Source organism: Phytohabitans aurantiacus (assembly GCF_027923225.1).
Taxonomy (GTDB): Bacteria; Actinomycetota; Actinomycetes; order Mycobacteriales; family Micromonosporaceae; genus Phytohabitans; species Phytohabitans aurantiacus.
The window spans coordinates 110,366-133,597 of the sequence record NZ_BSDI01000014.1 but is presented as its reverse complement, the minus strand read 5'-3'; the positions used below and the strand labels follow the sequence as shown (position 1 = coordinate 133,597).

At 69.8% G+C, this 23,232-nt stretch carries 23 protein-coding genes; 5 read left to right on the top strand and 18 right to left on the bottom strand.

Going from position 1 to position 23,232, the window contains the following annotated elements; genetic code table 11:
- Nucleotides 1-790: DUF222 domain-containing protein (locus QMG73_RS17565; RefSeq protein ID WP_281896881.1), on the bottom strand; the 790-nt coding region annotated here is incomplete at its 3' end.
- Nucleotides 791-1,127: 337 nt separating this feature from the next.
- Between QMG73_RS17565 and QMG73_RS17560 the strand changes: the two genes are divergently transcribed.
- Together QMG73_RS17560 and QMG73_RS17555 are read left to right on the top strand one after the other, a co-directional pair.
- Nucleotides 1,128-2,027 (top strand): oxidoreductase, encoded by a 900-nt coding sequence (locus QMG73_RS17560; protein ID WP_281896877.1) that lies wholly within the window; start codon nt 1,128-1,130, stop codon nt 2,025-2,027.
- Nucleotides 2,028-2,139: 112 nt separating this feature from the next.
- Nucleotides 2,140-3,354, top strand: coding sequence for a serine hydrolase domain-containing protein (locus tag QMG73_RS17555; protein WP_281896875.1), 1,215 nt, complete (start codon nt 2,140-2,142; stop codon nt 3,352-3,354).
- Here QMG73_RS17555 and QMG73_RS17550 read toward each other — a convergent pair.
- Nucleotides 3,341-5,056, bottom strand: a complete 1,716-nt coding sequence (locus tag QMG73_RS17550; protein ID WP_281896873.1) for an SGNH/GDSL hydrolase family protein — start codon at nt 5,054-5,056, stop codon at nt 3,341-3,343. The genes QMG73_RS17555 and QMG73_RS17550 overlap by 14 nt on opposite strands.
- A 110-nt stretch (nt 5,057-5,166) precedes the next feature.
- A complete protein-coding gene (locus tag QMG73_RS17545; protein WP_281896871.1) occupies nt 5,167-5,859 on the bottom strand; it encodes a hypothetical protein in 693 nt (230 codons plus the stop codon).
- Between the two features lie 59 nt (nt 5,860-5,918).
- Between QMG73_RS17545 and QMG73_RS17540 the strand changes: the two genes are divergently transcribed.
- Nucleotides 5,919-6,677, top strand: a complete 759-nt coding sequence (locus QMG73_RS17540) for a class I SAM-dependent methyltransferase (protein WP_281896869.1) — start codon at nt 5,919-5,921, stop codon at nt 6,675-6,677.
- Between the two features lie 10 nt (nt 6,678-6,687).
- Here the strand turns inward: QMG73_RS17540 and QMG73_RS17535 are convergent, their stop codons facing one another.
- From QMG73_RS17535 to QMG73_RS17470, 14 genes are all read right to left on the bottom strand, one after another.
- Nucleotides 6,688-7,311: a dihydrofolate reductase family protein gene (locus tag QMG73_RS17535; protein WP_281896868.1), complete on the bottom strand. Its 624-nt coding sequence runs from the start codon at nt 7,309-7,311 to the stop codon at nt 6,688-6,690.
- Between the two features lie 11 nt (nt 7,312-7,322).
- Nucleotides 7,323-7,757 (bottom strand): Rv0361 family membrane protein, encoded by a 435-nt coding sequence (locus QMG73_RS17530; protein ID WP_281896866.1) that lies wholly within the window; start codon nt 7,755-7,757, stop codon nt 7,323-7,325.
- 2 nt (nt 7,758-7,759) lie between these two features.
- Nucleotides 7,760-8,497 (bottom strand): TioE family transcriptional regulator, encoded by a 738-nt coding sequence (locus QMG73_RS17525; protein WP_281896864.1) that lies wholly within the window; start codon nt 8,495-8,497, stop codon nt 7,760-7,762.
- A 59-nt stretch (nt 8,498-8,556) separates the two neighbouring features.
- Nucleotides 8,557-8,739 carry a hypothetical protein gene (locus QMG73_RS17520; RefSeq protein ID WP_281896862.1) on the bottom strand — a complete coding sequence of 61 codons (183 nt, stop codon included), beginning with the start codon at nt 8,737-8,739 and terminating at the stop codon, nt 8,557-8,559.
- A 139-nt stretch (nt 8,740-8,878) separates the two neighbouring features.
- Complete coding sequence (locus QMG73_RS17515) at nt 8,879-10,648, bottom strand: ABC transporter ATP-binding protein (protein WP_281896860.1); 1,770 nt, start codon at nt 10,646-10,648, stop codon at nt 8,879-8,881.
- Nucleotides 10,649-10,673: 25 nt separating this feature from the next.
- Nucleotides 10,674-11,726 carry an LLM class flavin-dependent oxidoreductase gene (locus tag QMG73_RS17510; protein ID WP_281896858.1) on the bottom strand — a complete coding sequence of 351 codons (1,053 nt, stop codon included), beginning with the start codon at nt 11,724-11,726 and terminating at the stop codon, nt 10,674-10,676.
- Nucleotides 11,726-12,772 carry an aldo/keto reductase gene (locus QMG73_RS17505; protein WP_281896856.1) on the bottom strand — a complete coding sequence of 349 codons (1,047 nt, stop codon included), beginning with the start codon at nt 12,770-12,772 and terminating at the stop codon, nt 11,726-11,728. The genes QMG73_RS17510 and QMG73_RS17505 overlap by 1 nt, the downstream gene beginning before the upstream one ends.
- A gap of 20 nt (nt 12,773-12,792) precedes the next feature.
- Nucleotides 12,793-14,130 carry an LLM class flavin-dependent oxidoreductase gene (locus QMG73_RS17500; RefSeq protein WP_281896854.1) on the bottom strand — a complete coding sequence of 446 codons (1,338 nt, stop codon included), beginning with the start codon at nt 14,128-14,130 and terminating at the stop codon, nt 12,793-12,795.
- On the bottom strand, nt 14,127-14,864 hold the full coding sequence (locus QMG73_RS17495; RefSeq protein WP_281896852.1) for an ABC transporter ATP-binding protein: 738 nt from the start codon (nt 14,862-14,864) through the stop codon (nt 14,127-14,129). The genes QMG73_RS17500 and QMG73_RS17495 overlap by 4 nt, the downstream gene beginning before the upstream one ends.
- Nucleotides 14,840-15,676 (bottom strand): ABC transporter permease, encoded by an 837-nt coding sequence (locus QMG73_RS17490; RefSeq protein ID WP_281896849.1) that lies wholly within the window; start codon nt 15,674-15,676, stop codon nt 14,840-14,842. Before QMG73_RS17490 ends, QMG73_RS17495 begins: the two co-directional genes overlap by 25 nt.
- On the bottom strand, nt 15,673-16,734 hold the full coding sequence (locus QMG73_RS17485; protein WP_281896847.1) for an ABC transporter substrate-binding protein: 1,062 nt from the start codon (nt 16,732-16,734) through the stop codon (nt 15,673-15,675). The genes QMG73_RS17490 and QMG73_RS17485 overlap by 4 nt, the downstream gene beginning before the upstream one ends.
- Before the next feature lie 274 nt (nt 16,735-17,008).
- Entirely contained in the window at nt 17,009-17,527 is a 519-nt protein-coding gene (locus tag QMG73_RS17480; protein ID WP_281896845.1) for a hypothetical protein, read from the bottom strand.
- A 72-nt stretch (nt 17,528-17,599) separates the two neighbouring features.
- Complete coding sequence (locus QMG73_RS17475; RefSeq protein ID WP_281896843.1) at nt 17,600-20,029, bottom strand: M14 family metallopeptidase; 2,430 nt, start codon at nt 20,027-20,029, stop codon at nt 17,600-17,602.
- A 72-nt stretch (nt 20,030-20,101) separates the two neighbouring features.
- On the bottom strand, nt 20,102-21,001 hold the full coding sequence (locus QMG73_RS17470; protein ID WP_281896841.1) for a hypothetical protein: 900 nt from the start codon (nt 20,999-21,001) through the stop codon (nt 20,102-20,104).
- 225 nt (nt 21,002-21,226) lie between these two features.
- Between QMG73_RS17470 and QMG73_RS17465 the strand changes: the two genes are divergently transcribed.
- Nucleotides 21,227-21,751: a hypothetical protein gene (locus QMG73_RS17465; protein WP_281896839.1), complete on the top strand. Its 525-nt coding sequence runs from the start codon at nt 21,227-21,229 to the stop codon at nt 21,749-21,751.
- Here the strand turns inward: QMG73_RS17465 and QMG73_RS17460 are convergent.
- Entirely contained in the window at nt 21,727-22,563 is an 837-nt protein-coding gene (locus QMG73_RS17460) for a class I SAM-dependent methyltransferase (RefSeq protein WP_281896836.1), read from the bottom strand. The genes QMG73_RS17465 and QMG73_RS17460 overlap by 25 nt on opposite strands.
- A 69-nt stretch (nt 22,564-22,632) precedes the next feature.
- Between QMG73_RS17460 and QMG73_RS17455 the strand changes: the two genes are divergently transcribed.
- Nucleotides 22,633-23,220 (top strand): TetR/AcrR family transcriptional regulator, encoded by a 588-nt coding sequence (locus QMG73_RS17455; protein ID WP_281896833.1) that lies wholly within the window; start codon nt 22,633-22,635, stop codon nt 23,218-23,220.
- Nucleotides 23,221-23,232: the final 12 nt, after the last annotated feature.

The window sequence follows — 23,232 nt, the reverse complement described above, 5'->3', positions numbered from 1 at the left end:
AAGGCGCGGCGGACAACGCGGTCGCGGTGTTCAGGCCTTCGAGCAGGTCCAGGAACGTGTCCGCGCGTAGCTGATCAAGCGTCCGCTCGTCGCCGCCGCGGCGGGCGGCGCGGGCGATCGCGTCGATCCGCGCCGACGCTGCCGCGGCGCGTTCGGTGGGCAGGTTCGTGCCGCCGAGAAACGCGGTGCCCTCCGGCAGCAGCCCGTGGTCCAGGCGCCGGTCGACGATGCTTTTGTCGCGGCGTTTGCGGGCGGCGTCGGGGTCGATGGTGATGACCAGCCGCTGCAACCGCACCCGCAACTGCCCCGTCGTTAGACCATCCGCGACAGGCAACAACCGCGCCGCCGCCTCGCGTGCGGTGTCTTCTGGCAGCACGGATAGCACGTCGCAGAACACCCGAGCCCGCGGAATGTCGATGTGCCCAGCCCGCAAAGCGGCATAGACGTCGGGGAGGCGTTCGACGACGTCCACAGCAAGAGTGAGTTGCTCACCGGCGGCGCGGCGGGTCCAGCACAACGCGACCCGCACCTCATCGTCCGGATACCGGCTCAACCCTTTTAGGCGTTTGACCGGGCTGTCGAACGTGCCGGGCGGACAGTGCGCCACCTCGACGATGTCGGCCAGCAGCTCGGCTTGATCGTGGGCGACCTGGCGGGCGCGGGCTTGCATGACGGTGACCATGTCGTGGCCGTTGACACACGACCGATCGATGCCCGCGAGGATCGCGGCCAAACCCGGACCGGGCGGCATCTCCGCCAGATCTTCAGGGATGACCAGCCTCTCGATCACACGTTCGATTCTATCGAAATCCACCGACATCCGTTGCCCCGCCGGCAACCCGGCCAGGGTCAGGATAGCCGTCTGTCCACAATGGTGACCGCGGCACACGACCCGCCCTCGTCGGGGTTGGTCGTGCGACGACGACGGGCGAGGCCGCGGGAGCAACGGCATGGACCACGGCGAGCGCCGCGGTAGCTCACATCCCTCTATTGGTGTCCAGGGTTTGAGATGCATAGCGCCGGTACCGCCGCGCACGGAGCGCCTGAAGGCGGCATTGTGGACAGACAAACCTCCACCCCCGGAAGATGTCTAGTCTTGGTGTTGGTTTTGATGCGGGGAGGGTGGCGTGTGGGGCGATGACGACGTGCCGAGCCAGGCCGGTCGGGTCGCGGTGGTGACCGGGGCCAGCGCCGGCATCGGGTTCGCCACCGCCAGGGCGCTGGCCGAGCGCGGATGCCATGTCGTGCTGGCCGTGCGGGACTTGGCGCGGGGCGCCGACGCGGCAGCCCGCATCGGCGGTTCGACCGCGGTGGTCCGCCTGGATCTCGCCGCGCTGGACTCGGTGCGGGCGGCGGCCGCCGAGCTGACCGGCACGCATCCGAAAATCGATCTGCTGATCAACAACGCGGGTGCCTGGTCGGCCACCCGGGCGGAGACGCGCGACGGGTTCGAGTTGCAGCTGGGCGTGAATCATCTCGGGCACTTCGCGTTCACCGGGCTGCTGATGGGCGCCTTGCTTGCCACGCCGGGCTCACGGATCGTCACGGTGAGCAGCGTGAGCCATCGTGGCGGCGCCATGGACATGGCCGACCTGCAGATGCGGCAAAACTATCGGCACACCGCGGCGTACGCGCGATCCAAGCTGGCGGACCTGCTGTTCGCCTTCGAGTTGCACCGTCTGCTTGCGCGGGCCGACGCGGCGACCGCGTCGCTGGCCGCGCACCCCGGGGGCGTCTGGACCGGCCTGTTCCGCGGCGCGAATCCGGCCTTGCTCGTGCACACCCTGGGTCGTCTTGTCACGCAGTCCCCCGAGCGGGGTGCGCTGGCCACTCTTCGAGCCGCGACGGACCCCGAGGCCAGCGGCGGCGAGTACTACGGCCCGAGCGGGATCGGCGAGTTGAAAGGCGCCCCGAAAACCGTCCGGGCCAACGCCAAGGCGCACGACCAGGCCCTGGCGCGGCAGCTGTGGGACGAGTCGGAACGACTGACCGGTGTCGCCTACGGGCCGACGCTGCGACCGTCCTGAGCCGCCGCGCACATACCAGGCGCGTCGCTTGGTGGCACTGCGGCTAGCGGTACCTTTTGTTCGGTGGCTCGCGGGATCGGAGCGAAGGCCGCGCCCTGCCTAGCATTCCGTCATGTCAACCTTTCTCACTCGAATCGCGTTCGCGGGCACCGCCTTGGTTGCCTTGACGGCGACCGCCGGCGCCGCGTCGCCACCCGCTGCGTCGTCGCCGCCCGCGTCGTCGCCGTCCGGGGAGTTGCGACGGCACGCCGATGCCATCCACGCGCTCGGCATCACCGGCGTGCAGGCCCGCCTCATCGACGGTGACGGCCGGCATCATGTGGTCACCAGCGGCGTCGCCGACCTGCGCACCGGGCGGCCGGTGCCGCCGGACGGCTTCTTCCGCATCGCCAGTACCGGCAAGGCCTTCTCGTCCACCGTCACCCTCCAGCTGGTCGGCGAGGGGCGGCTGCGGCTGGAGGACACAGTGGAGCGTTGGCTGCCCGGTGTCGTACGCGGCCACGGGAACGACGGCCGGCGGATCACCGTACGACAGCTGTTGCAGCACACGAGCGGGATCCGTGACGACATCCCCGACTACACCACCGAGGCCGACTTCCAGCGCCACCGGTACGACGTCTACACACCCGACCAGCTGGTGGCGCGGGCGATGGCGCAGGAACCGGCCTTCAAGCCGGGCAAGGGCTGGAATTACTCCAACACCGGCTACATCCTCGTCGACATGATCATCGAGCGGGTCACCGGCCGGCACTGGTACGACGAGGTGGAGCGCCGGATCGTCCGGCCGCTCGGCCTCACCCAGACGTCCTGGGCGGGGTACTCGCCCGCGATGCCGGAACCGCACGCCCGTGGATACCAGCCGTTCGAGGCCGGCACGCTGGTCGACACCACCGAACAGGTCATCACCGACACGGGCTCGGCCATCATCTCCACGACCCGCGACGTCAACACCTTCTTCCGGGCGCTGTTCGGCGGCCGGCTGCTGCGACCGGCGCAGCTGGCCGCGATGACGCGTACCGTGCCGGTCGACGCGGAGCTGGCGAAGATCATTCCCGGTGCCCGGTACGGCCTGGGCATCTACCGGCGCCCGTTGCCCTGCGGTGGCGCGTACTGGAGCCACCCCGGCGGTTGGGGCGGGTACATCACCGACAACGGCGTCACCGCCGACGGCCGGCGCAGCGTCGTCCTGTCGGTCAGCAGCATCCTTGGCAACACGCCTGACCATTATGTGCGGCAGCAGGGCGCGGCCGACGCGCTGATCGAGGGCGCGCTGTGCGGGCCGGGCGGCGCGGACGCGTCACCCGGCCCTCGACTCACAGTAGGATGATCACCGGTCTGCACGGGGTGGCCTGCAGGAGGAGTTCATGCGGGGGCAGGCCACCCGCCAGGTCCTGCTCGACCACACGGCCGCGGGAGCCCTGCGGGTAGCTGATGAAGTTCACCGGAATGTTGTGGAAGAAGATGACGCCGGCGCACGGGTTGTTGGTGTTGATCGAGGGCGACGCCGGATAGCCGACCGGGATCCAGCAGCAGCTCGGTTCGCCGCCACCGCCGCTGCCGCCACCTCCAGGGTAGGGCGGGCCGCCCGGGGAGTCGGGGCTGGTCACCCAGGTGCCCGGCCGGGGGCCCGGGTTGAGGAAGACCAGGTCGACGGGGATGATGAGCCCGAGGTCGTCCAGGAAGTTGCCGCAGAGGCTCTCGGGCTGTACTCCCTCGCAGAGCCGGTTGGGGTCGGCACCCGCCCACGCTTCGAACTCCGGGTCATCGCCGACCGCGACCAGCTCGTTCGGGTTCGGCCGCGGGTCGACGATCACCTTGTTGAAGTCGAGGCGGTTCGACATCGGTCCGAAGTCGTACCACTGCGGGAAGGTGTCCGCGAGGTACTTCGCGAGTCCTTTGCCCATCGCGACGGTGCCGAGTTGGTTCGGGTGGAAGCTCTCCTGTAGCTGGTGAAACATGCTCAGCCCGGGCTGCTTGCGCCTGACCACCCCGTTGAAGTACGAGTCGGGCTGGCCGAGCTCGTGCCCGGCGACCAGGCTGGTGCCGCCGTCCCCGGCGGTGTTGGGGTCGTAGATGTGCACGCCCACGTCCGGGTGCTGCTGCGCGAACTGGATGGCGCCGTTCAGGACCGCCTCGTTGAGCGCCACGATGAAGGGGTACATGGCGTCCATCGCCGAGCCGGACACGTAGGCGACGTCGGCGTTGCCGCTGGGCTTGACCACCAGCGGATACAGCGACACGACGATCTCGGCCTTGCGCATCTTGGCGTGCGTCTTCTCCAGGCCCTGGGTGACCTTGGTGGCCACGGCGGGCATCCCCTTGCGCAGCCGCTGGACCTCACCGTTGACCAGGTACGTCTGGATCTGCCGCCAGTCGGCCATCGGGTTGCTGGTGTTGCGGTCGACGCCCTCGTAGAAGCCGTACAGCGTGGTCCGCACGAGGTCGCCGAAGCCGGCGTCGTTGCCGCCGAGCCCGAAGAAGACCAGGTCGCTGTCCGGGTCCGCGTGGTCGAGCATGGGCTCGGACTTCACGGTCGACCCGTCCATCAGCGGATGGTCCAGGTGCGTCGTCTCGGCGCCCGAGGACGGCAGGAACGTCAGGTGGTCCGGTCCCCACGAGGTGAGGAAGTTGTAGGGCGTGATCGTGTACGAGGGCAGCAGTGGCCTGCGGTTCAGCTCCAGATATGCCCAGGCCAGGTGAAATGGCGCGTACGGGCTCTGGTGCCGCCAGTCCTCATTGGACGTTCCGGGGATGGTCGGGTAGATGCCGTTGCCCGCGCCCTCGCCCGAGGTGTAGCTCTCGCCGAACACGGTGGCCCGTACCGGTAGGAGCGGGCGCGGAAACGTCGGCGGCGGGCTGAAAGGGCTCAGCGTCGGAAACGGCCGCGGCGGAAGCGGATCGGCGGAGGCCGCCCCCACCACCGGCACCAGAAGGGCCGCGACCGCCGTCACCAGCACGGCGGCGAGCCCGATCAGGACGCGTACGGCTCGCCGCCGCCGCGCCGGCAACACTTTCGTCGAGTCCAGCATGGAACCTCCCGAAGGTACGCAGTGGACAGTCGAAGACAAGCGTGCCCTCGGGAAGTGACAGCGTTGGATCGGACGGTCAGCCGAGATCGAACTCTTCTCGGCCCATTCCCTTAATCGCGGCCGTGCGCGTGAAGAGGTTGCCCGGCCCGGACACGGCGTTTGACGGCGCCGAAATCACGGAAACCGTCGACTTCGACCAGCGGATTGCCGTCGGCGTCGACGTCGACGTCCGCGTACAGCAGCTCACGGTCGAAGTGCTCCAGCAGTCGCACGTCGTCGAGCTCCAGAACGGCGGGACACTCCGCTGACGTGCGTGGCGTGCCGATAACGACATTCGCGTCGAGCCGGCCGTCGATGGTGAACCAGTGCTCCTCGCCGTAGAACAGGGCCGCGTGCACGTCACCGCCGATCAGGGCAGAGCAGTCGTTGTAGTCGCCGATGAGCCGGCCGGTGTGCAGGTCGCCGTGCACCTCCAGCCAACCGGCGGTGACCACGTCTCGCGCCCGCATGTCGCCGGTCACGAGCAGGAACGACTCGGGGTCGTCGCTGTCGCCGTAACAGCCGCCGACCGTGAGGTCACCACGCACCACGAGCAGATAGACCTCTTCGTCGGAGAGGTCGAGGTCTCCGGAAATGTGCAGGTCACCATCGACGAACAGCACGTCGGTGCCGTAGCTCTGGAGTTCGGTCAGAGCGGCGATCACCTGCTTCGCCTTGTGTGGCTCGCGAAACAGCCTGACGGCCTCGCGTACCTCAGTCTCGGTGACCTGTCCCTGTCGCAAGCTGCGAGCGCCATCGATCATCCGCTCACCGTAGCGACCGCCACTATGCTCGGTCGACGGGGCCAGGACCTGGAGGCAGCATGGAGAAGGTCGACTACGACGCACGCCTGCACGCCGTCTACACCACCGGCCGGCAGATGTCGCCCGCCGCACGGGAAACGTGGATGGAGGCATTCGCTCGCCACCTGCCGGAGCGGCGGCCACTGGTCTGGCTCGACCTGGGCTCGGGTACCGGCCGTTTGACCCCTTCGTTGGCGGATGCCTTCGGCGGTCCCGTCTACGGCGTCGAACCCTCAGACAGGATGCGTGCTCAAGCCGTCGCGCAGGCTGGCCATCCGGCCGTCACGTACGCGGCCGGGTCTGCCGAGCGGATCCCGTTACCAGCTGCCTCGTGTGACGCGGCCGTACTGTTCTTCGTCTGGCACCACGTACGCGATCGCGAGGCTGCCGCTCTGGAGTTGCGCCGGGTCGTAAAGCCGGGCGGCAAGCTGTTCGTGCAGGTGAACTTCTCCGACAAGATGCCTGATGTCTGGTGGTTCCGCGTCGTGCCCGAATGGTTCGAAGTCGACAAGGCGCAGTTCCGCTCCACCGACGAGGTGAAAAGCGACTTCGCGGGCGCCGGGTGGACGCTCGTCTCACGCGACGAAGTCACCTGGCCCCGCGCGGCGAGCCTGGCCGACGACCTCCAGCGGCTGAAGCTCCGCGCCGTCTCGGTTTTCGAGCACATGAGCGAGGAGGCCGCCGAGGCGGGCTTCGCCAGGATCGAAGCGGCGCTGCCCACCCTCGACGCGGGGCCTCAGTACGAGACCAACGAGCTGTTCGTCTTCCAGCGCCCGTAGGACATCCGGCTCACCGCAGCACGCGGTAGGTCACGTGCGTGACCATGCTCGTGGCTCGCGCCGTGACCTGCTCCAGTTTCAGCGGCGGGACGCCTTCGAAGAGCCGCGTGCCGGCGCCCAGCGTGAGCGGCGCGATGTGCAGCCGCAACTCGTCGATGAGGCCGGCCGCGAGGTACTGGTTGATGGTGGTCGCACCACCCTGGATCGCGATCTCGCCGTCGCCGGCCGCCGCGCGGGCCTGTGCCAGTGCCGACTCGATCCCGTCGGTGACGAAGTGGAACGTGGTGCCGCCGTCCATGGGCTGCGGATCGCGCGCGTAGTGGGTGAGCACGAAAACCGGGGCGTGGTACGGCGGATTCTCGCCCCACCAGCCGTTCCACTGCCGATCCCACTCGCCGCGCACCGGACCGAACATGTTGCGCCCCATGATGAATGCCTTGGTGGCGCTCATCATCGCGTCGATCTCGGCCTTGTTCTCCTCCGCGCCCTCGACGTACCAGGCGTGCAGCTTGTCGCCCCAACCGTCTCCACCGTCGTCACCGAACGGGCGTTCCTCACTCTGGTTGAGCCCCGCCGAGTACCCATCGGCCGAGATCGTGAGGTTGCAGGTGACCTTGCCCATACCCTCGCTCATCGCTCTCTTCATCACTGGCATACTCGCCATTCACCGTCCTCTTTGACTAGTGGGAACGTCTGGGTGAACGCGGCGCCGGTCTCCTGCGTCAGCTGAGCCGTCACGGTCGCCGAGGCGCGACCGTTGAAGTTGGAGATGACGACACCGCTGATCTCATAGTCGGTGACCTTCAGTTGTGCGGACTGGATCCGGGTGAACTCCTGCTGGGTGACGGAGTTCCGCGTCTTTTCACACATCCGACCGTACGCGCTGTCATAACGGCCCGCGATCACATCGTCGACGAACGCCGTCGTGGCCTCGCGTGCCGGACCGGCCGAGTCACGATATCCGTTGTACGCCCACAGGCCGATGCCACCGCCGCACAGACAGCACGCGGCTAGCACGATAGCGACGACAATCAGGACAGTGCGACCGGTGCGGGGCTTCAGCGGATCATCGTGTGCCATGGTCACGATCGTAGGAACGTCGCGCCATCTGTTTTCCGCAAAGTGAGGTAGGCGTCCAGTTCGGCGGCACCGGTGAGCATCGCGCGGCCACGCGCCGAGAGACGGGCGTGCCAGTCGCGCAACATCGATTCGAGCGGCGCGACCCCGCCGGCGGAGTGCACCTGGGCGATCAGCGGCGCGATCCGCTCCAGCAGGTAGCCGCCCCGCCTGAGCTGGTGGACGAGCCGGGCGTCGCGCACGTCGGCCTCGCTGTAGACGCGGTAGCCCGTCCGCGGGTCGCGGCGCGGCCGGACCAGGCCGGCGCGTTCCCACTTCCGTAGGGTGGCCGGGCGGATGCCGAGCCTTCTCGACAGGGGACCAACGAACGTGTCGCCGCGCTCTCGCGGTACCGGATCGAGGTCGCGAAGCGCGGCCTCGACGGCCCGGAGGGTGCCGCGGTCGTCGAGCAGCTGGGCGTGGCTCTCGTCGATGAGCCGCAGCGCGTCGTCGGTCGCGTCCCGGTTGACCGCCTGCATGATCGAGGTCGCCGTCTGGTGGCCGTGTCCGGGCACGAGCGCGAGAAACGCGCGCAGCGCCTGCGCGTGCAGCGGCGTGTAGGTGCGGTATCCGTGCGGCGTGCGGGCGGCGCCGGGCAGGATGCCGGCCGCCTCGTAGTTGCGGACGGCCTGGGTGGACAGGCCGTGTCCGCGCGCCAGGTCGACCGGCCTGAGCCGTCCGCCGTCTTGAAGGTTTCGCCCCACGGTCCCGCCAGTATCGTCGAGAAGTCTCAACCGAAGGCTACTGACGCGGCCGGGCGTGGCTAGCCGGGGCGGTGCGGGCGGCGCAGCACGCGGGCCGCGCTGCGCAGGTTCGGCGGCAGGTCTTTGCCCTCCAGCCGCTTGAACCGCTGATGGGGAACCGCCGCGACGCCCACCGCGCGGGTCGGCGTCCTCCCGGCGTGGTCGTACGTGGGGCCGTACATCCAGATCTCGCCATCAGCCACCGACTGTCTCCTTCACAACGAACGAGTGGGACGCGCCGGCCATGGCACGCAGTCTGCCTGCGATGCGCGAATCCGTCTATCGGACATTAATCCGAAGAACTGTCGTATTCCAGCTGTTTGACGGAGAGTCGGGCGGCGGTCACGAAGGGGTTGCCGCAAGGAACTGGGTCGCCGCCAGCTCGGCGTAGAGCGCGTCGTCCGATACGAGCTGCGCGTGCGTGCCGATGGCGCGCACCTGGCCGGCGTCCATGACCACGATGCGGTCGGCCGTCGTGACCGTCGACAGCCGGTGCGCGACCACCAGGACCGTCGTCGTGTGCGCGACGTCGTCGACGGTGTCGCGCAGGGCCGCCTCGTTGACCGCGTCGAGCTGCGAGGTCGCCTCGTCGAGCAGGAGCAGCCGGGGCCGCCGCAGCAGCGCGCGGGCGATCGCCACCCGCTGCCGCTCGCCGCCGGAGAGCTTCGTGCCGCGGTGCCCGACCTGGGTGTCGAGCCCGTCGGGCAGCCGTGCCACGAGGCGGTCGAGCCGGGCCGTGCGCAGCACCTCGACCAGCTCGTCTTCGCTGGCCCACTGCGCGCCGAGCAGCAGGTTCTCCCGCAGCGAGCCGGAGAGCACCGGCGCGTCCTGCTCGACGTAGCCGATCGTGGCGCGCAGCCCCGCCACCGGCCAGTCCCGCACATCGACGCCGTCGACGAGCACCTGGCCGCCGCTGGCTTCGTAGAACCGCTCGATGAGCGAGAAGACGGTGGTCTTGCCCGCGCCGGAGGGACCTACGAACGCGGTCATGCCGCCCGCCGGGACGTGGAAGCTCACGCCGCGGTGCACTTCGGGCAGCTCGGTCCGGTACTGGAACCGGACGTCGACGAACGTGACGGTCGCGGGGGCGGCGCCGGCGGCCGGCGGCTCGGCCGGCGGGCTGGGCGGCTCGACGGGCATCCCGTGCGCCTGCTGGATACGGGCCACCGCGGCGGCGCCGACCTGGTACTGGGTGACCGCCGAGACGAGCTGGTTGACCGGGGACATCAGGTAGAAGACGTACAGCAGGAACGCGATGAGGGTGCCCACGTCGATGGTGCCGGCGGCCACCCGCGCGCCACCGGTACCCAGTACCGCCAGGAACGCCACCTGTGCGGCGAGCCCGGCGGTGTTGCCCGCCACCGCACCCCACTTGGCCGCGCGTACGCTGGCCCGCCACGCCTCGCCGGCGGCCTGGACCGCGCGGCGCTGCTCGTATTCCTCGGCGCCGGACGCCTTGACCGTGCGGAAGGCCCCGAACATCCGCTCCAGCGCGGCGCCGATCAGACCGATCGACTCCTGCGCCCGGCGGGACGCCCGGTTGATCCGCGGTACGACGAGGCCGATCACCACACCCGCAGCGACAAGTGCGCCGAGGGTCACGCCGAGCAGCACCACGTCGAGCAGTGCCATCATCACCACCGTGGCGACCAACGTGATGAGGCTGGTGGCGCCGCCCACGAGGGAGTTGGTGGTCACCTCGCGCAGCAGGGTGGTGTCGGCGGTCACGCGCGACATCAGGTCACCCGGCTCGGTGCTCTCCACCACCCCGAGGCGCAGCCTCAGCAGCCGCGCCACCAGCCCGCGCCGGGCGGTGAGGACCACCGACTCGGCGGTGCGTCGCAGCACGTACGTGCCGAGCGCGCCGATCGCCGCGTTGGCCACCACCAGTACCGTCATCAGCGCCAGCACGGCGGCGACCGGGCGGCCGGCGGTCAGGTCGTCGATCAGGTCGCGCACCACCAGCGGCAGGGCGAGCCCGGTCGCCGCGGTCACCAGGCTGAGCAGACCACCGCCCACCAGCGCCAGGACGTGCGGGCGGATGAACGAGAGCATGACCCGCCAGGGCGGCACGTCGGGCCGTACGGGGACATCGAGCGCCGTGTCGTCCACCGGCTACACGGTACTGCGTGACCACCTACCGCGACCGCAGCAGCGGGAGGAGCTGGTGGCCCTGGCGCTTGATCTCTTGGAGGTAGGGGGTGTCGGAGAGCACGAAGTGGGTGACGCCGAGGCTCTGGTACCTGCGCAGCGACCTCGCCACATCCTCGGCCGAGCCGACCAGCCAGGTGGTGCCCGCGCCGCCGCCACCGTACCGGCCGGGGGTGGTGTAGAGGTTGTCGTCGAGTACCTCTCCGCGCGCGGCGAGGTCCAGTAGCCGCTGCTGACCGACGGCGGCCCGCCGGAGCGGGTCGGGCGGGAAGGCGCCGTCGCTCCTGGCCATCTTGGCGACCTTCGCCTCGGCGGCCGCCCACGCCTCGTCGGTGGTGTCGCGCACCAGCGTGGTGACCCGCAGCCCGAACTCCAGGGGAGCGTGCACGCGCCCCAGCTTCTCGCTGAGATGCTTGAGGCGGTCGATCCGCTCGGCCACGCCGTCGAGCGGCTCGCCCCAGAAGAGTTGGACGTCGGCCTCGGCGGCGGCCACCCGCTCGGCGGCTTCGGAGGCGCCCCCGAAGTAGAGCCGCGGCGGTTCCTTCGGTCGGGGTTCCACAGTGGAGTCCGCCACCGCGAAGTGGTCGCCGTCGTAGGTGACGCTCTCCTCGGTCCACAGCTTGCGGACGATCTGGATGAACTCCTTCGTTCGGGCGTACCGGTGGGCCTTGTCGCTCTCGTCGTCGCCGTACGCGGCCAGGTTGTCCGTACCGGACACGATGTTGACCAGTACCCGGCCGCCGGTGAGGTGGTTCAGGGTGGCGGCGGCGGAGGCGAAGTTGGCGGGTCGCCAGTACCCGGGCCGGATCGCGATCAGCGGCTGGAAGGTCGTGGTCCGCGCAACCAGGGCGGTGGCGACCGTGAAGGTGTCGGGCCGTCCCCAGCCGGTGCCGATGAGGGCGCCGTGCCAGCCGTGCTCCTCCAGCGCCGTGGCGTGGCTGGTGAGGGTGTCCAGGCTGTTGTGCCCCTCGACGTGGTCGTCGCCGCGGTGGCCGGGCTGGACCTGGTTCGGGATGTACCAGAGCAGCTTGGAGCTCATCAGCGCACTCCCCCGGCGGATCGGCGGCGGCGGGCCGGATCGGCCAGCGACGGCGGCTCGTAGCCGGCGTCGGCCGGGTTCAGGGTGGTGCCGGGCGGGACGATCTCGTCGATGCGGTCCAGCACGTCGCGGGAGAGCGTCACCTTGGTCGCACCGAGCTGCGACTCCAGGTGCGCCAGCGTGCGCGGCCCGATGATCGCCGAGGTGACGGCGGGGTGTTCCAGGACGAACGCGATCGCCAGGTGGATCAGCGACAGCCCGGCCTCGTCGGCGAGGGCGGTCAGCTCCGCGACGGCGGCGAGCTTGGCGGCGTTGGCGGGCAAGGTCGGGTCGAACCGGGCCGGGAGCCGGTCGACCCGCCGGGAGACGGGGGCGTCGAGGCCGGCATGGTACTGGCCGGACAGCCAGCCGCCGGCCAGTGGGCTCCACGGGATCACCGCCAGCCCGTACCGCTGGGCCACGGGCAGCACCTCGCGTTCGACGCCGCGGGCGAGGATCGAGTACGGCGGCTGCTCACTGACCACCCGCTCCCGCCCGCGCCGCCGCGCGATCCACTGCCCCTCGACGATTGCCGAGGGCTCGAACGTGGAGGTGCCGATGTAGCGGATCTTGCCTTGACGCACCAGGTCGGTCAGCGCACCCAGGGTCTCGTCGAAGTCGGTGTCCGGCTCCGGGCGGTGCGCCTGGTACAGGTCGATCCAGTCGGTACGCAGCCGGCGCAGGCTGTTTTCCACCGCCCGGATGATCCATCGGCGGGAGTTGCCCCGGTGCCGCGGGTCGTCGCCGATCTGGCCGTGGAACTTGGTGGCCAGGAAGACGTCGTCACGCCTGCCACCTTCGAGGGCCTTGCCGACGATCTGCTCCGACTCACCCTGGGAGTACACGTCGGCGGTGTCGATGGCGGTGATGCCCTCGTCGAGCGCGCGGTGGATGATCCGGATGCCGTCCTCGTGATCCGGGTTGCCGCGCTCGCCGAAGTTCATCGCGCCCAGCGTCAGCGAGCTGATCCGCACACCGGTGGTGCCGAACGGCCGGTAGCCGACCATGGACTGTCCTTTCTGGATCGTCAGTGCGCCGCGGCCACGGGCACTCGGGCGAACTGGTTGGCCGGGCGCGCCAGCCCGTAGTGGTCCCGCAGCGTGGACCCGGTGTACTCGGTGCGGAACAGGCCGCGGCGGCGCAGGATCGGCACGACGTGGTCGACGAACGCCTCCAACCCGGACGGCAGTACCGGTGGCATGATGTTGAACCCGTCGGCCGCCCCGCTGCGGTACCACTCTTCGATCGCGTCGGCGACCTGCTCGGGCGTACCGGCGAAGGTGCGGTGCCCCCGACCGCCGCCGAGCCGCGCGATGAGCTGCCGTACGGTCAGCCGCTCCCGCCGGGCCAGCGTGACGATCAGCGTGTAGCGGCTCTTGGCGCCCTGGATCTCGTCCTCGCTGGGCAGGTCGGCGGGCAGCTCGCGGTCGAGGTGCAGGTCTTCGGGCGCGACCCGCAGCGTGGTTGCGAGCTGCTGCCGGGCGTACTCGGGTTTGATGAGCCGGTCGAGCTCCTCTTCCAGGGCGCGGGCCTCGGCTTCGGTGGCGCCGATGGCCGGCACGATGCCGGGCAGGATCTTGATGGTGTCCGGGTCGCGGCCGAGGGCGGCGGCGCGTCGCTTCAGGTCGACGTAGAACGCCTGCGCCTCGGCGAGCGTCTGCTGCGCGGTGAACACCGCTTCGGCGTACCGGGCGGCCAGCTCCTTGCCGTCCTGCGAGGACCCGGCCTGTACCAGCAACGGGTAGCCCTGTGGCGAGCGGGGGACGTTGAGCGGGCCGGCCACCCGGAAGTACCGTCCTTTGTGGTGCGGCGGGTGGAGCAGGTCGTCGTCGCCCCATACGCCGCCGGCCTTGTCGCCCAGTGGCGCGGCGTCGTCCCAGCTGTCCCACAGCTTCAGGGACACGTCGATGAACTCCGCCGCCCGCTCGTACCGGTCCCGGTGGGCGGGCAGCTCGTCGAGGTTGAAGTTGCGGGCCGCCTCCACGCCCGCGGTGGTGACGATGTTCCAGCCGGCGCGGCCGCCGCTGATGTGGTCCAGCGACGCGAAGCGACGGGCCAGGTTGAACGGCTCGTTGTACGTCGTCGACGCGGTCGCGATCAGTCCGATGTGCTCGGTGGCCCCGGCCAGCGCGGTGAGCAGCACGGTCGGTTCGAGTGTGCCGGCCGGCCGCCGACCGATGCTGTTCCACAGCACCGGGCTGTCGGCCAGAAACAGCGAGTCGAGCTTGCCCCGCTCGGCGATGCGGGCCAGGCGCTTGAAGTGTTCGACGTCGGTCTGCGCGAACGCGTCGCTCTCCGGCAGCCGCCACGCCGCCTCGTGGTGGCCGACACCCATGAGAAAGGCGTTGAGATGCAGCATGGTCATCCTTCCGTCTGGTCGACGCCGAGGGCGTGCAGCAGCAACTCCTGGTACGCCAGGAACTGGGGTTGCCGGTGCGACCGGGGCGCGGGCAGGTCGATGGTCACCTCGACCGCGATCCGGCCGCCGTCCAGCACCACGACCCGGTCGGCGAGCGTGATGGCCTCGTCGACGTCGTGCGTGACGAGCAGTACCGCCGGCCGGTGCCGGGCGCACAGCTCCCGCAGCAGCCCGTGCATCTTGATCCGGGTCAGCGCGTCGAGGGCGCCGAACGGCTCGTCGGCGAGCAGCAACTCGGGCTCGCTGACCAGTGAGCGCGCGAGCGCGACGCGCTGTTGCTCGCCGCCGGACAGCTCGTTGGGCCAGGCCCGTTCCCGCCCGGCGAGGCCGACCTCGGCCAGCGCCGCCTGACCACGCCGCACCGCGTCGGTGCCGCGCAGTCCGAGGAGCACGTTGGGCAGTACCCGCTGCCAGGGCAGCAGCCGGGCGTCCTGGAACACGACCGACGAGTTCTCCGGTACGTCGACGGTGCCGGAGCCCACCACGTCGCGGTCCAGGCCGGCCAGCGCCCGCAGCAGCGTGCTCTTGCCCGAGCCGCTGCGCCCGAGCAGCGCCACGAACTCGCCGGCGCCGACGTCCAGGTCCAGTCCATCCAGGACGGTGCGGTTCTCGAACCGGCGCACCAGCCGCTGGACGTGGACGGTGCGGGTGGCGGTCAGTCCGCCAGCGTGCGTCGCCATGACAGCGCCTTCCTCTGCACCAGCCGGACGGCACCGTCGGACACCAACCCGAGCAGCCCGTACAGCACCAGGCCGACGATGATGACGTCGGTCTGGCCGTACTCGCGGGCCAGGTCCATCATGTATCCGATGCCGCTGGTCGAATTGATCTGCTCGACGACCACCAGGGACAGCCAGGCCGCCACCACCGCGAAACGCAGGCCGAGCAGGAAGCCCGGCAGCGCACCGGGCAGCACGATCCGGCGGATGAACTCGGCGGGTCGCAGCCGCAGCGACTCGCCCAACTCGACGTACCGGCTGTCGATGCTCCGCAACCCGTTGTGGGTGTGGATGTAGACCGGCACGAACACGCCGAGCGCGATGGTGGTGACCTTCATCTGCTCGCCGATGCCGAGCCACAGCACCAGCAGCGGTATCAGCGCCAGGGCCGGGATGGCCCGCTTGATCTGGATCGGTCCGTCCAGGATCGCCTCGCCCCAGCGGCTCAGTCCCGCGACCAGCGCCAGCACGGTACCGATCAGGACGCCGATGGCGAGGCCGAGCCCTGCCCGGCGGGCCGAGACCGTGAGGTTCTCCTGCAGCCGGCCATCCGCGATCAGGTCACCGGCGGTGGTCACCACCGTCCAGGGCGCGGACAGGGTACGGGGATCCAGCCAGCCGACCGCCGACCCGACTGTCCACAGTGTCAGGAGCAGTACCGGTCCGACCGCGGCGCCGAACGGGATCGGGCGCCCCAGGCCCAGCCGTCGTCTCGGCTTGCGGCTGGGTATCGTCGCCGCGGTCCGCGGCCGGGTGAGAACGGAGGCGGTCATTGGGTCCCTCCAGTGCTGAGCGCGTCCGCGGCGACCGACTCGTAGCGCCGGTCGTACAGGTCCTCGGCCTTCAGCGGCTTGTTGCCGGTCTCCTTGGCCAGCAGGTCGATCGTCTCCTGGTGCCGGGCGATGGCGTCGGTCCAGCTCGCCGGGATCTCGGCCACGCCGGCGTTGTCGACCAGCCATCGGCCGTCTTCCGTGGTGAGGCCCTGGTCCTTGACGTAGTACCGTTCGATCCACTCGTCGGGGTGGGCCTCGCGCCAGCGCCAGGCCCGCGCCCACACCCCCACGTACTCGCGGATCGCCGCCGCCTTCCCCGGGTCGGCCAGCACCGTCACCGGCGCGTACAGGTGACCCGGGTCGTCCCGCAGCCCGTGCGCGATCGTCGTGGCGCCGTCCGTGCCGTACTTCGTCTCGTACCGCTTGACCTGTACGCCGCCGATCGGTGCCACCTCGACCTGGCGGCTGGCCAGCGCGGTCACGTACACGTCGCCGGTGCTCGGCAGCTCCACCAGTTCGACGTCGTCTTTGGACAGTCCGGCCTTGTGCAGCACTCGCAGTACCAGCGCGCCTTGGGCCTGCCCGGGGCTGTAGGCGACCTTCTTGCCGCGGATGTCGGCCAGCGCGCCCACCGCCACACCAGGTGCGACGCCGAGCCGGTAGATGGCGTGGTTCAGCGGGTCCTGGCGGAACCTCGACGCCACGATCTTCGTGGGGATACCGGTCCAGTGCGAGTGGATCGGCGGGATGTCGGCCACCGCTCCGATGTCCAGCGCCTTGGCGCGGAACGCCTCGAGGGTTTGCGGGCCACCGCTGAGGTTGGCGAACTCCACCTCGAACGTGAACGAGTCGGCCAGGCCGGAGAACTCGATCGCCTTCTGGTGCTCCTTGTCGCCGATGACGAGCTTGGTACCCTTCGGCACCGACTCCGCGAGCGGTGCGGAGGCGAGCGCGACATCCGGCTCGTCGTCGCCCGCGCAGGCGGTCACACCCAGCGCGACCGCGCCGGCGACGACGGACAGGAACGCTCGGCGGTCCAGGACGTATGGCGACTTCACAGACGCTCCTTTGTGGATCGGTTCAACTCTCTCGCGATGGCCACGAAACGGCGGCCGGTCGTCGTTGAACCGGCGGCACCAGGTGAGAAGAAGACAGGGACGCGCTCAGCGGCAGCAGCCGCACGCGGCGGTCCAGCCACGACAGCACCCCCGCGACACCGCGATCGCGATGCCGTCGAGCGGAAGGGCCTGGCTGGTCATGCCTCCAGCATTAACCCATAACTCCTACATGTCAAGTAGGATTATTTCGCGGTCGATGCCGCTCAAATCCTGGTCATGAACCTGACGGCGAGGCTTGCCCAGCGGGTTCTCCGGCGATGTGCTCCCGGACGTAGGCGACGAGCTGTGCGACCGTCTCGTCCGGCAGGCCGACCAGCGGGATGGCCACCATTCCACTGCCAACCGCACGCGCCACCAGCAGGCGCGGCATCTCGTCGAGGCTCTTCAGGGCCGCCCACCGGTACAGGGTCTCGACCAGGTCGTTACCGACATAGACACCCTGCGCGTCGATCCGGTACTCGCTTGGCCGGCAGCACAGCTCCTCAATCTTGCCGGCCACCGACCGGACGGTGAGGGACGGAATGACCAGGACGCACAGCGCGCCGAGCACCACCGCGAGCAGCGACACCAGCGGGGCGCCATCAACGGACCGGATCAGCAGCCCAAGCGTCACGAGCACCACACCAATGATCCGCAAACCCACGAGCTGGGCGCGGAGCAACGGCTTGAGAGAGGCAACGAGCAGCTTCCGCGAAAACTGCGCCGTGAAGCTGAAGACGGTTTCAGTGGTCACAGACGCCGAAGCATAGACCCTCCGGGCGGCCGGCCGCGGCCCTGTGAACCGCGGCCGGCCGCCGGAAAAGATTTACGGTCCGGTGTCGGAGACGACCGCGAACGCGCGGTTCCAGTTCTTGGCGTCGGTGTCGGGCCGGTAGTTGTTCTCGATGTTGCCGGCGGCGTCGACCGAGAACCAGAAGACCTTCGTGCCGTACGGCACGGTGAGCGTCTCGCCCGCTTCCCGGATGCCCGCCGAGGCGTACAGGGTCGAGGCGAACGTCGGTTTGGCGCCGTCCAGGGTGTAGAACACGGCGGCCGGTTCGCTCACGTCGAACTTCACCTCGACCATGCCCTCAGTCGGGCTCGGCGCGACGACCAGCGAACTGGTGGGGCGCTGCTTGTCCTTGTCGTATGTGCGGGCGACCCGCAGAAGCTCCACGAGGCCGTTGGCATATTCCAGGGTTTGCTGGTGCGCCTCGTCCCAGGCCGGCTGGAATGAGGTGCCGACCTCGAAGTTCCAGGCGTAGATGCCGTACTTGTACCAGAGCATGTCACCGGAGTTGCCGGCCGCTGAGTAGAGCACGTCGGAGATCGGGCCGGTGCGCGCCGGGGTGACCGCCATGTTCCGGTGCCGCTTGATCTCGGCCAGGATCCGCGAGGACGCGCCCCAGAAGAACGACTCCTCGGCCAGGGTGGGGCGCGGTGCGGAGATCCGGTCCGGCAGGCTGTAGGCGCCCGGCGACCACATGAAGTAGTTGCCGGAGGAGTGCAGGTTCATCGAAAACTTGATGTTGGGGCGGCTCGCAAGCCAGTTCAGGTTCTTGTTCTCCGGCTCGGACAGCTCGCTGGGGCCGGCGAAGGTGTCGCTGGTGCAGCTCGTCGAGGCGCCCGAGTACCCGTCGAAGAGGCTGTACTCGGTGTAGTTGCGGTTGTTGTCCACGCCCCACGAGTTGCGGGCCAGCGCGTCGGTCGCGCCGCCGGCCGCGCAGTGGTTGGTCATGTTCCGGCGCTGGGAGTTGAAGTCGTAGAACGAGTAGTGCCCGCCGTCGGGGTTGATCGACGGGGCGATCCAGATGTCGAGCGTGCGCAACAGTTCCTGGGTCTTGGGGTCGTGCTTCTGGTTGCGCAGCAGCCGCTCGGCGGTCTCGATCGTCACCAACGGGGGCACCCATTCCCGGGCGTGTTCCTGCGCGTAGGCGAGCACGCCCGTGCGCGAACCGTCGCGGAACTTGCCGATCCGCAGCGCATACACCGGATGGGGCTCGCGAGAGACGCCCGCCGGCGCCTTCAGGTTGTCGGTCAGCGGCGTCGCCGCGACTGGCGTGACCACGCCGTCGCCGGCGCTCCCCCGATACGTGTACGCCTTGACCAGGCTGCCCGCCGCCCCGTTGATGACCGCGGCGACCTGGGCCGCGGTGCTGGTGATGCCGCCAGCGGCGTCGGTCGCGAGGCTCACCCGCACGGCCTTGCCGGTGACGGTGGCGGCCAGCGGCTGGTCGGCGGCGCCCGGGTTGGCCAGCTCGACGGTGACGTCGTTGCCGCCCTCGTGGCCCCAGGCCAGCGAGTCGACCGCGACCCGGTTGGCGGCGGCGGAGCCGAGCACGACCTGCGCCTTGCGCCGGTAGCCGTTCGTCTTGTACGGCAGCTCGACGACCTCGGCCAGTTGCGGGTACTCCGCGGCCAGCCGCTTGATCCGGTCGTACAGCTCGGTGGGCGTCAGGTAGCTGGTGACGAAGTCCTTCTGGTAGCCCGGACCCTCCGGCGACTCGTCGGGGATCGGCAGCCACTGCTTGACCTGTGCGACCGCGACGTCACCGGTGGGGCTTGTGATCTGGATCCTGTCGGGCCGGGCGGTGACGGTGGCGGCGCCGCGGTGGTACAGGTACACGCCGGCGTCGACGAACCGGGAGATGGCCTGGGTGCCGCCGGAGCCCATCGCCGTGCCCGGACCGCTGTCCCGCGACACGGTCAGCGTGCTGGTCGAGGTCTGGCCCTGGGCCCATTTCGCCTCGACGGAGAGGACCTGGCTGTCCCCGGACGTGTAGTAGTCGGCGCGAATGATCTTGACGTCGGAGACGGTCGCGCTCCGGGCCAGGCTGGCGGTGAACGCCTGGTTCTCCGCCTTGTGCCCGGCGATGGTGGCGTCGCGCTCGGCGATCCGGGCCTCGCTGTCATTCGGCGCGAAGATGGTCCGCCCGACCCGGTAGCCGAGGGCCTTGAGGCCGTCGACCTCGTTCGGGGTGACCACGGCGTGGACCACGATGCCGGCTTCGGTGTGGGAGACGTGGTGATCGAGGTCGACGCCGGTCGCGACGAGCCTGTCGAGCTCAGCCCGGTCGGCGACCGTCACCTCCACGACGCTGGCCTCCTCGTAGGAGATCCGTTCGAGGGTGGCGGGAGCCTGGTCGGGGGCGGCGGTCACGGTGGTGGGCGGAGCGGCAAGGAGCAGAAAGGCGGCGGTCGCGGCGGTGGCCACGACGAGACCTCTCCGCCGTCCCGGTAGGGAGGAGGAAGACATCCCGGTTCCTTTCGTCTGCGGCACACGGCAGCCGAGTTCGACCATCGTGGATGCCACCGCCGCGACTGTCAATCAGTGAGGTCCGCAGATCACGTGGCCCTGGACGGACCAGTTCGCGCTGGTGCTGTCGTTCTCCCTGGCCCGCAGTTCGACAGTGGCGAGAGCGGCGGTCAGCTTCATCTTCTCGATGACGATGTCGCTGCTCTGGTTGACCGGTTGGGCCGGTAGCTGCACGCCGGTGCCGTGTATGTCGTTCAGGTTGTCGTTTCCGCAGGTGGCGGTCTCGTCCTTCGGGCTGTTCGAGTCGGACACCGGGTTCTGGGTGAAGTTGCGGAACAGGCCGGCCGAGTTCTGACCGCAGATGGCGTACGTGGTGACGCTCCAGCTCCGGCTGAGGTCGTCGTCGACGTTCGCCCGCAACGACACGCTGCCGCTGAACCCGAGCGTGATGAACATCCGGGTGAGCAGCACCTCGCCGAGCCCGCCGTTGAACTCGAACCCGCCGCCGTACACCTGCCCGTTGTTCCCGCAGTCGGTCTCGCCGGTCTTCTCCGCGCCCGGACCCGACGGCTCGGTCTCGACCTCGGGACGCATGTTGGCGACCGGAGGTCCGCAGATCGCGTGGGCGGCCAGGCGCCACGACGTGGTGATGCCCGCGTCGGTCTCGGAAGCCACCACGGTCAGCGACTTGAGATCGGCGCTCGGCCGGACGGCGTTCACGGCGACCTTGCCGAGGCCGTTGATCACGTCGAAGCCCGTACCGAACAGCTTGTCGTTTCCGGTACAGGTGGCGACGGCGGTCTTGGTGTTCTGGGACCCGGTCTGCGGGCTCTCGGTGTTCACGAGGTTCAGGCCGGAGACCGCGTGCGCGGCCGGCGTTACGACGGCTACGAGCGTGGCCCCGAGCAGCGCGGCGGCCAGGGCCGCTACCCAGGTGCGACGCCGCCGGGTGGACGTGCGTTGGTCGGTCATGACTCACTCCCATCGGGCGTGGACGGACGCCCCGATCGAGTCTGTGATCCGGCCTTCATCGAACCTGCATCGTTAGCGCATCACTCGGATCGCCTGCCGGAAGGGCTGGCGCCGAAAGGCAGAATGGTGGCCGCGGAGCGACGCCGGAGGGAATCGGGGTGACCGTTAGCGAAACCCTGGCCGCGCGACGAGCAGCGCCGCACCTGGTGCGGCGAGTGCCAACAGGTGAGTTACCACCAACCGGTCTTCACCGAGAGCGAATCCCGCCTCGACGACCGCTTCGTCGTCCACGTCCGCGACCGTGACAAGCCGGTCAAGCTGTGGATGTGGACCCTGTACGGCTCGCCCCACGGCCGGCGCGAACACCGGGCCTGGAAGATGGTGGACATCCTGCGCCAGGCCATCTGGGGTCGCGCGCGGTTGATCATCCAGGACGCCGTCGGCCTGGGGCCGTGGACCGACGCCGAATGGGCGCGGATCAAGCAGGCTGTCCCCGAGGTGTTCGCGCCGCACCCCGACTCCACAGGGCCACACTCGATCATGGGCGGTGGACCCTACGAGTCCGCGACACTGTTCTGGGCCAGGCCCGACCCGGAGCAGCGGCGCGAGGACCGCGCCTGGCTGGCGCTTCTCGACCGGCTCCGCGGCCAGACCGAGGTGATCGACCGGCCGGAATGGCAGCGGCGAATCGACGGCCTGCTCACCACCACCGCCGCAGACGGAAGCTACGCGGCCGGACGCCAAGACTGACCGGTCCGGACAGCGGTCAGGCCCCAGGTGGCGTACCGCAGCGTGACGGCGCCGCCAAGCTGGTCGACCGCCGTGCTCACGGCCGCCAACACCTCCGCTACCTGGTCCGGTGGCAGGCTGGTGAGGCCACCCGAGGTCGGCACCAGCTCCAGGAGCTCCTCGCGGGTGTACGAGCGGTCCCAGTCGTACCGCCACAGCTCGGGCTCGCCGAACCCGCCCGCCTCGCGGATCCCGTCGGCGGCCCTGGCGTACAGCGCCTGATACCCGTCCAGGATCGAGCCCGCCGATCGGCCGGCGAAGCTGATCGGCGAGTCAGGGGCCACGCGCCGGTACGCCGCGGCGAGGGCCTCGGCAACGGTGGATGGCAGCTCGTACACGTGCCCGAAGGGCGCCAGCACGCCACCGGGCCGCAGGATCCGCGCCGCCTTCGCCGCGCCGGCGACCGGGTCGACCCAGTGCCAGGCCGTACCGGAGACGACCGCGTCGAAGGTGCGCCCGGCCGGGTCCCACGCCTCGAAGGTCGCGATCTCGACCTCGATGCCGGTCCCCCGCGCGAAGCCGGCCATCCGCGGGTCGGCCTCGACGCCAAGGACCGTGCGGCCGGCGGCTACGAACTGGCGGGCTTCGATGCCGGTGCCGCAGCCCACGTCGAGGAACTCCGCACCAGGACTGGCGGCCACGATCCGCTCGATCATGGCCCGCGGGTAGGGCGCCCGGTTCCGGTCGTACCGTTCGGGGTCGATCCCGAACGACTCCGCGATGCGACGGTGCAGGTGCGGTTCCGGCGGGGGTGTCGACGGTATAGTGACCATGCGCCCACTCTAGTGGGCATGTGCCCACTCCTGCAATCGCGCTTGCTCTCCACGGAAGGGATTCCCCCGTTGCCGACCGGCGTAGCGCTGCGAGACCCGCGCCAACAACTCTTCGACGCCGCCGTTCGCGTGCTGGTCCGGGACGGTGTCACCGGCCTGACCAGCCGGGCGGTCACCACGGAAGCAGGCGTCGCCAAGGGGGTCCTGCATCGCCATTTCGCCGACTTCGACGCGTTTCTCGCCGCGCTGGTGCTGGACCGCATCGCACTGGTCGAGGCCCAGGCCACCGCCCTGCGAGACACGGCCGGCACCGGGACCGTCGCCGACAACCTGACCCGCGTCCTGATGACCCTCTTCGACCCGGTCATGGTGGCGATCGTGGTCCTGGTCATCGCCCGCGACGAGCTCCGCACGCGGTTGCGCGCGGCCGGCACCGCCCGGTTCCCGCTCGTCGGCGAGGGCACGGCCATGATCGCCGGCTACCTGACGGCCGAACGCGACCACGGCCGCATCGCCCCCGACGCCGACGTCGACGTGCTCGCACCCACCCTGATCGGCGCCGCGCAACTGCTGTTCACCGAGCGGAACGGCGACCCACCAGAGCCCGCGACCATCCACAATGTCGTGACCACGGTCCTGGCCAGCGCCCTGCGATAACCAGGATTTGAG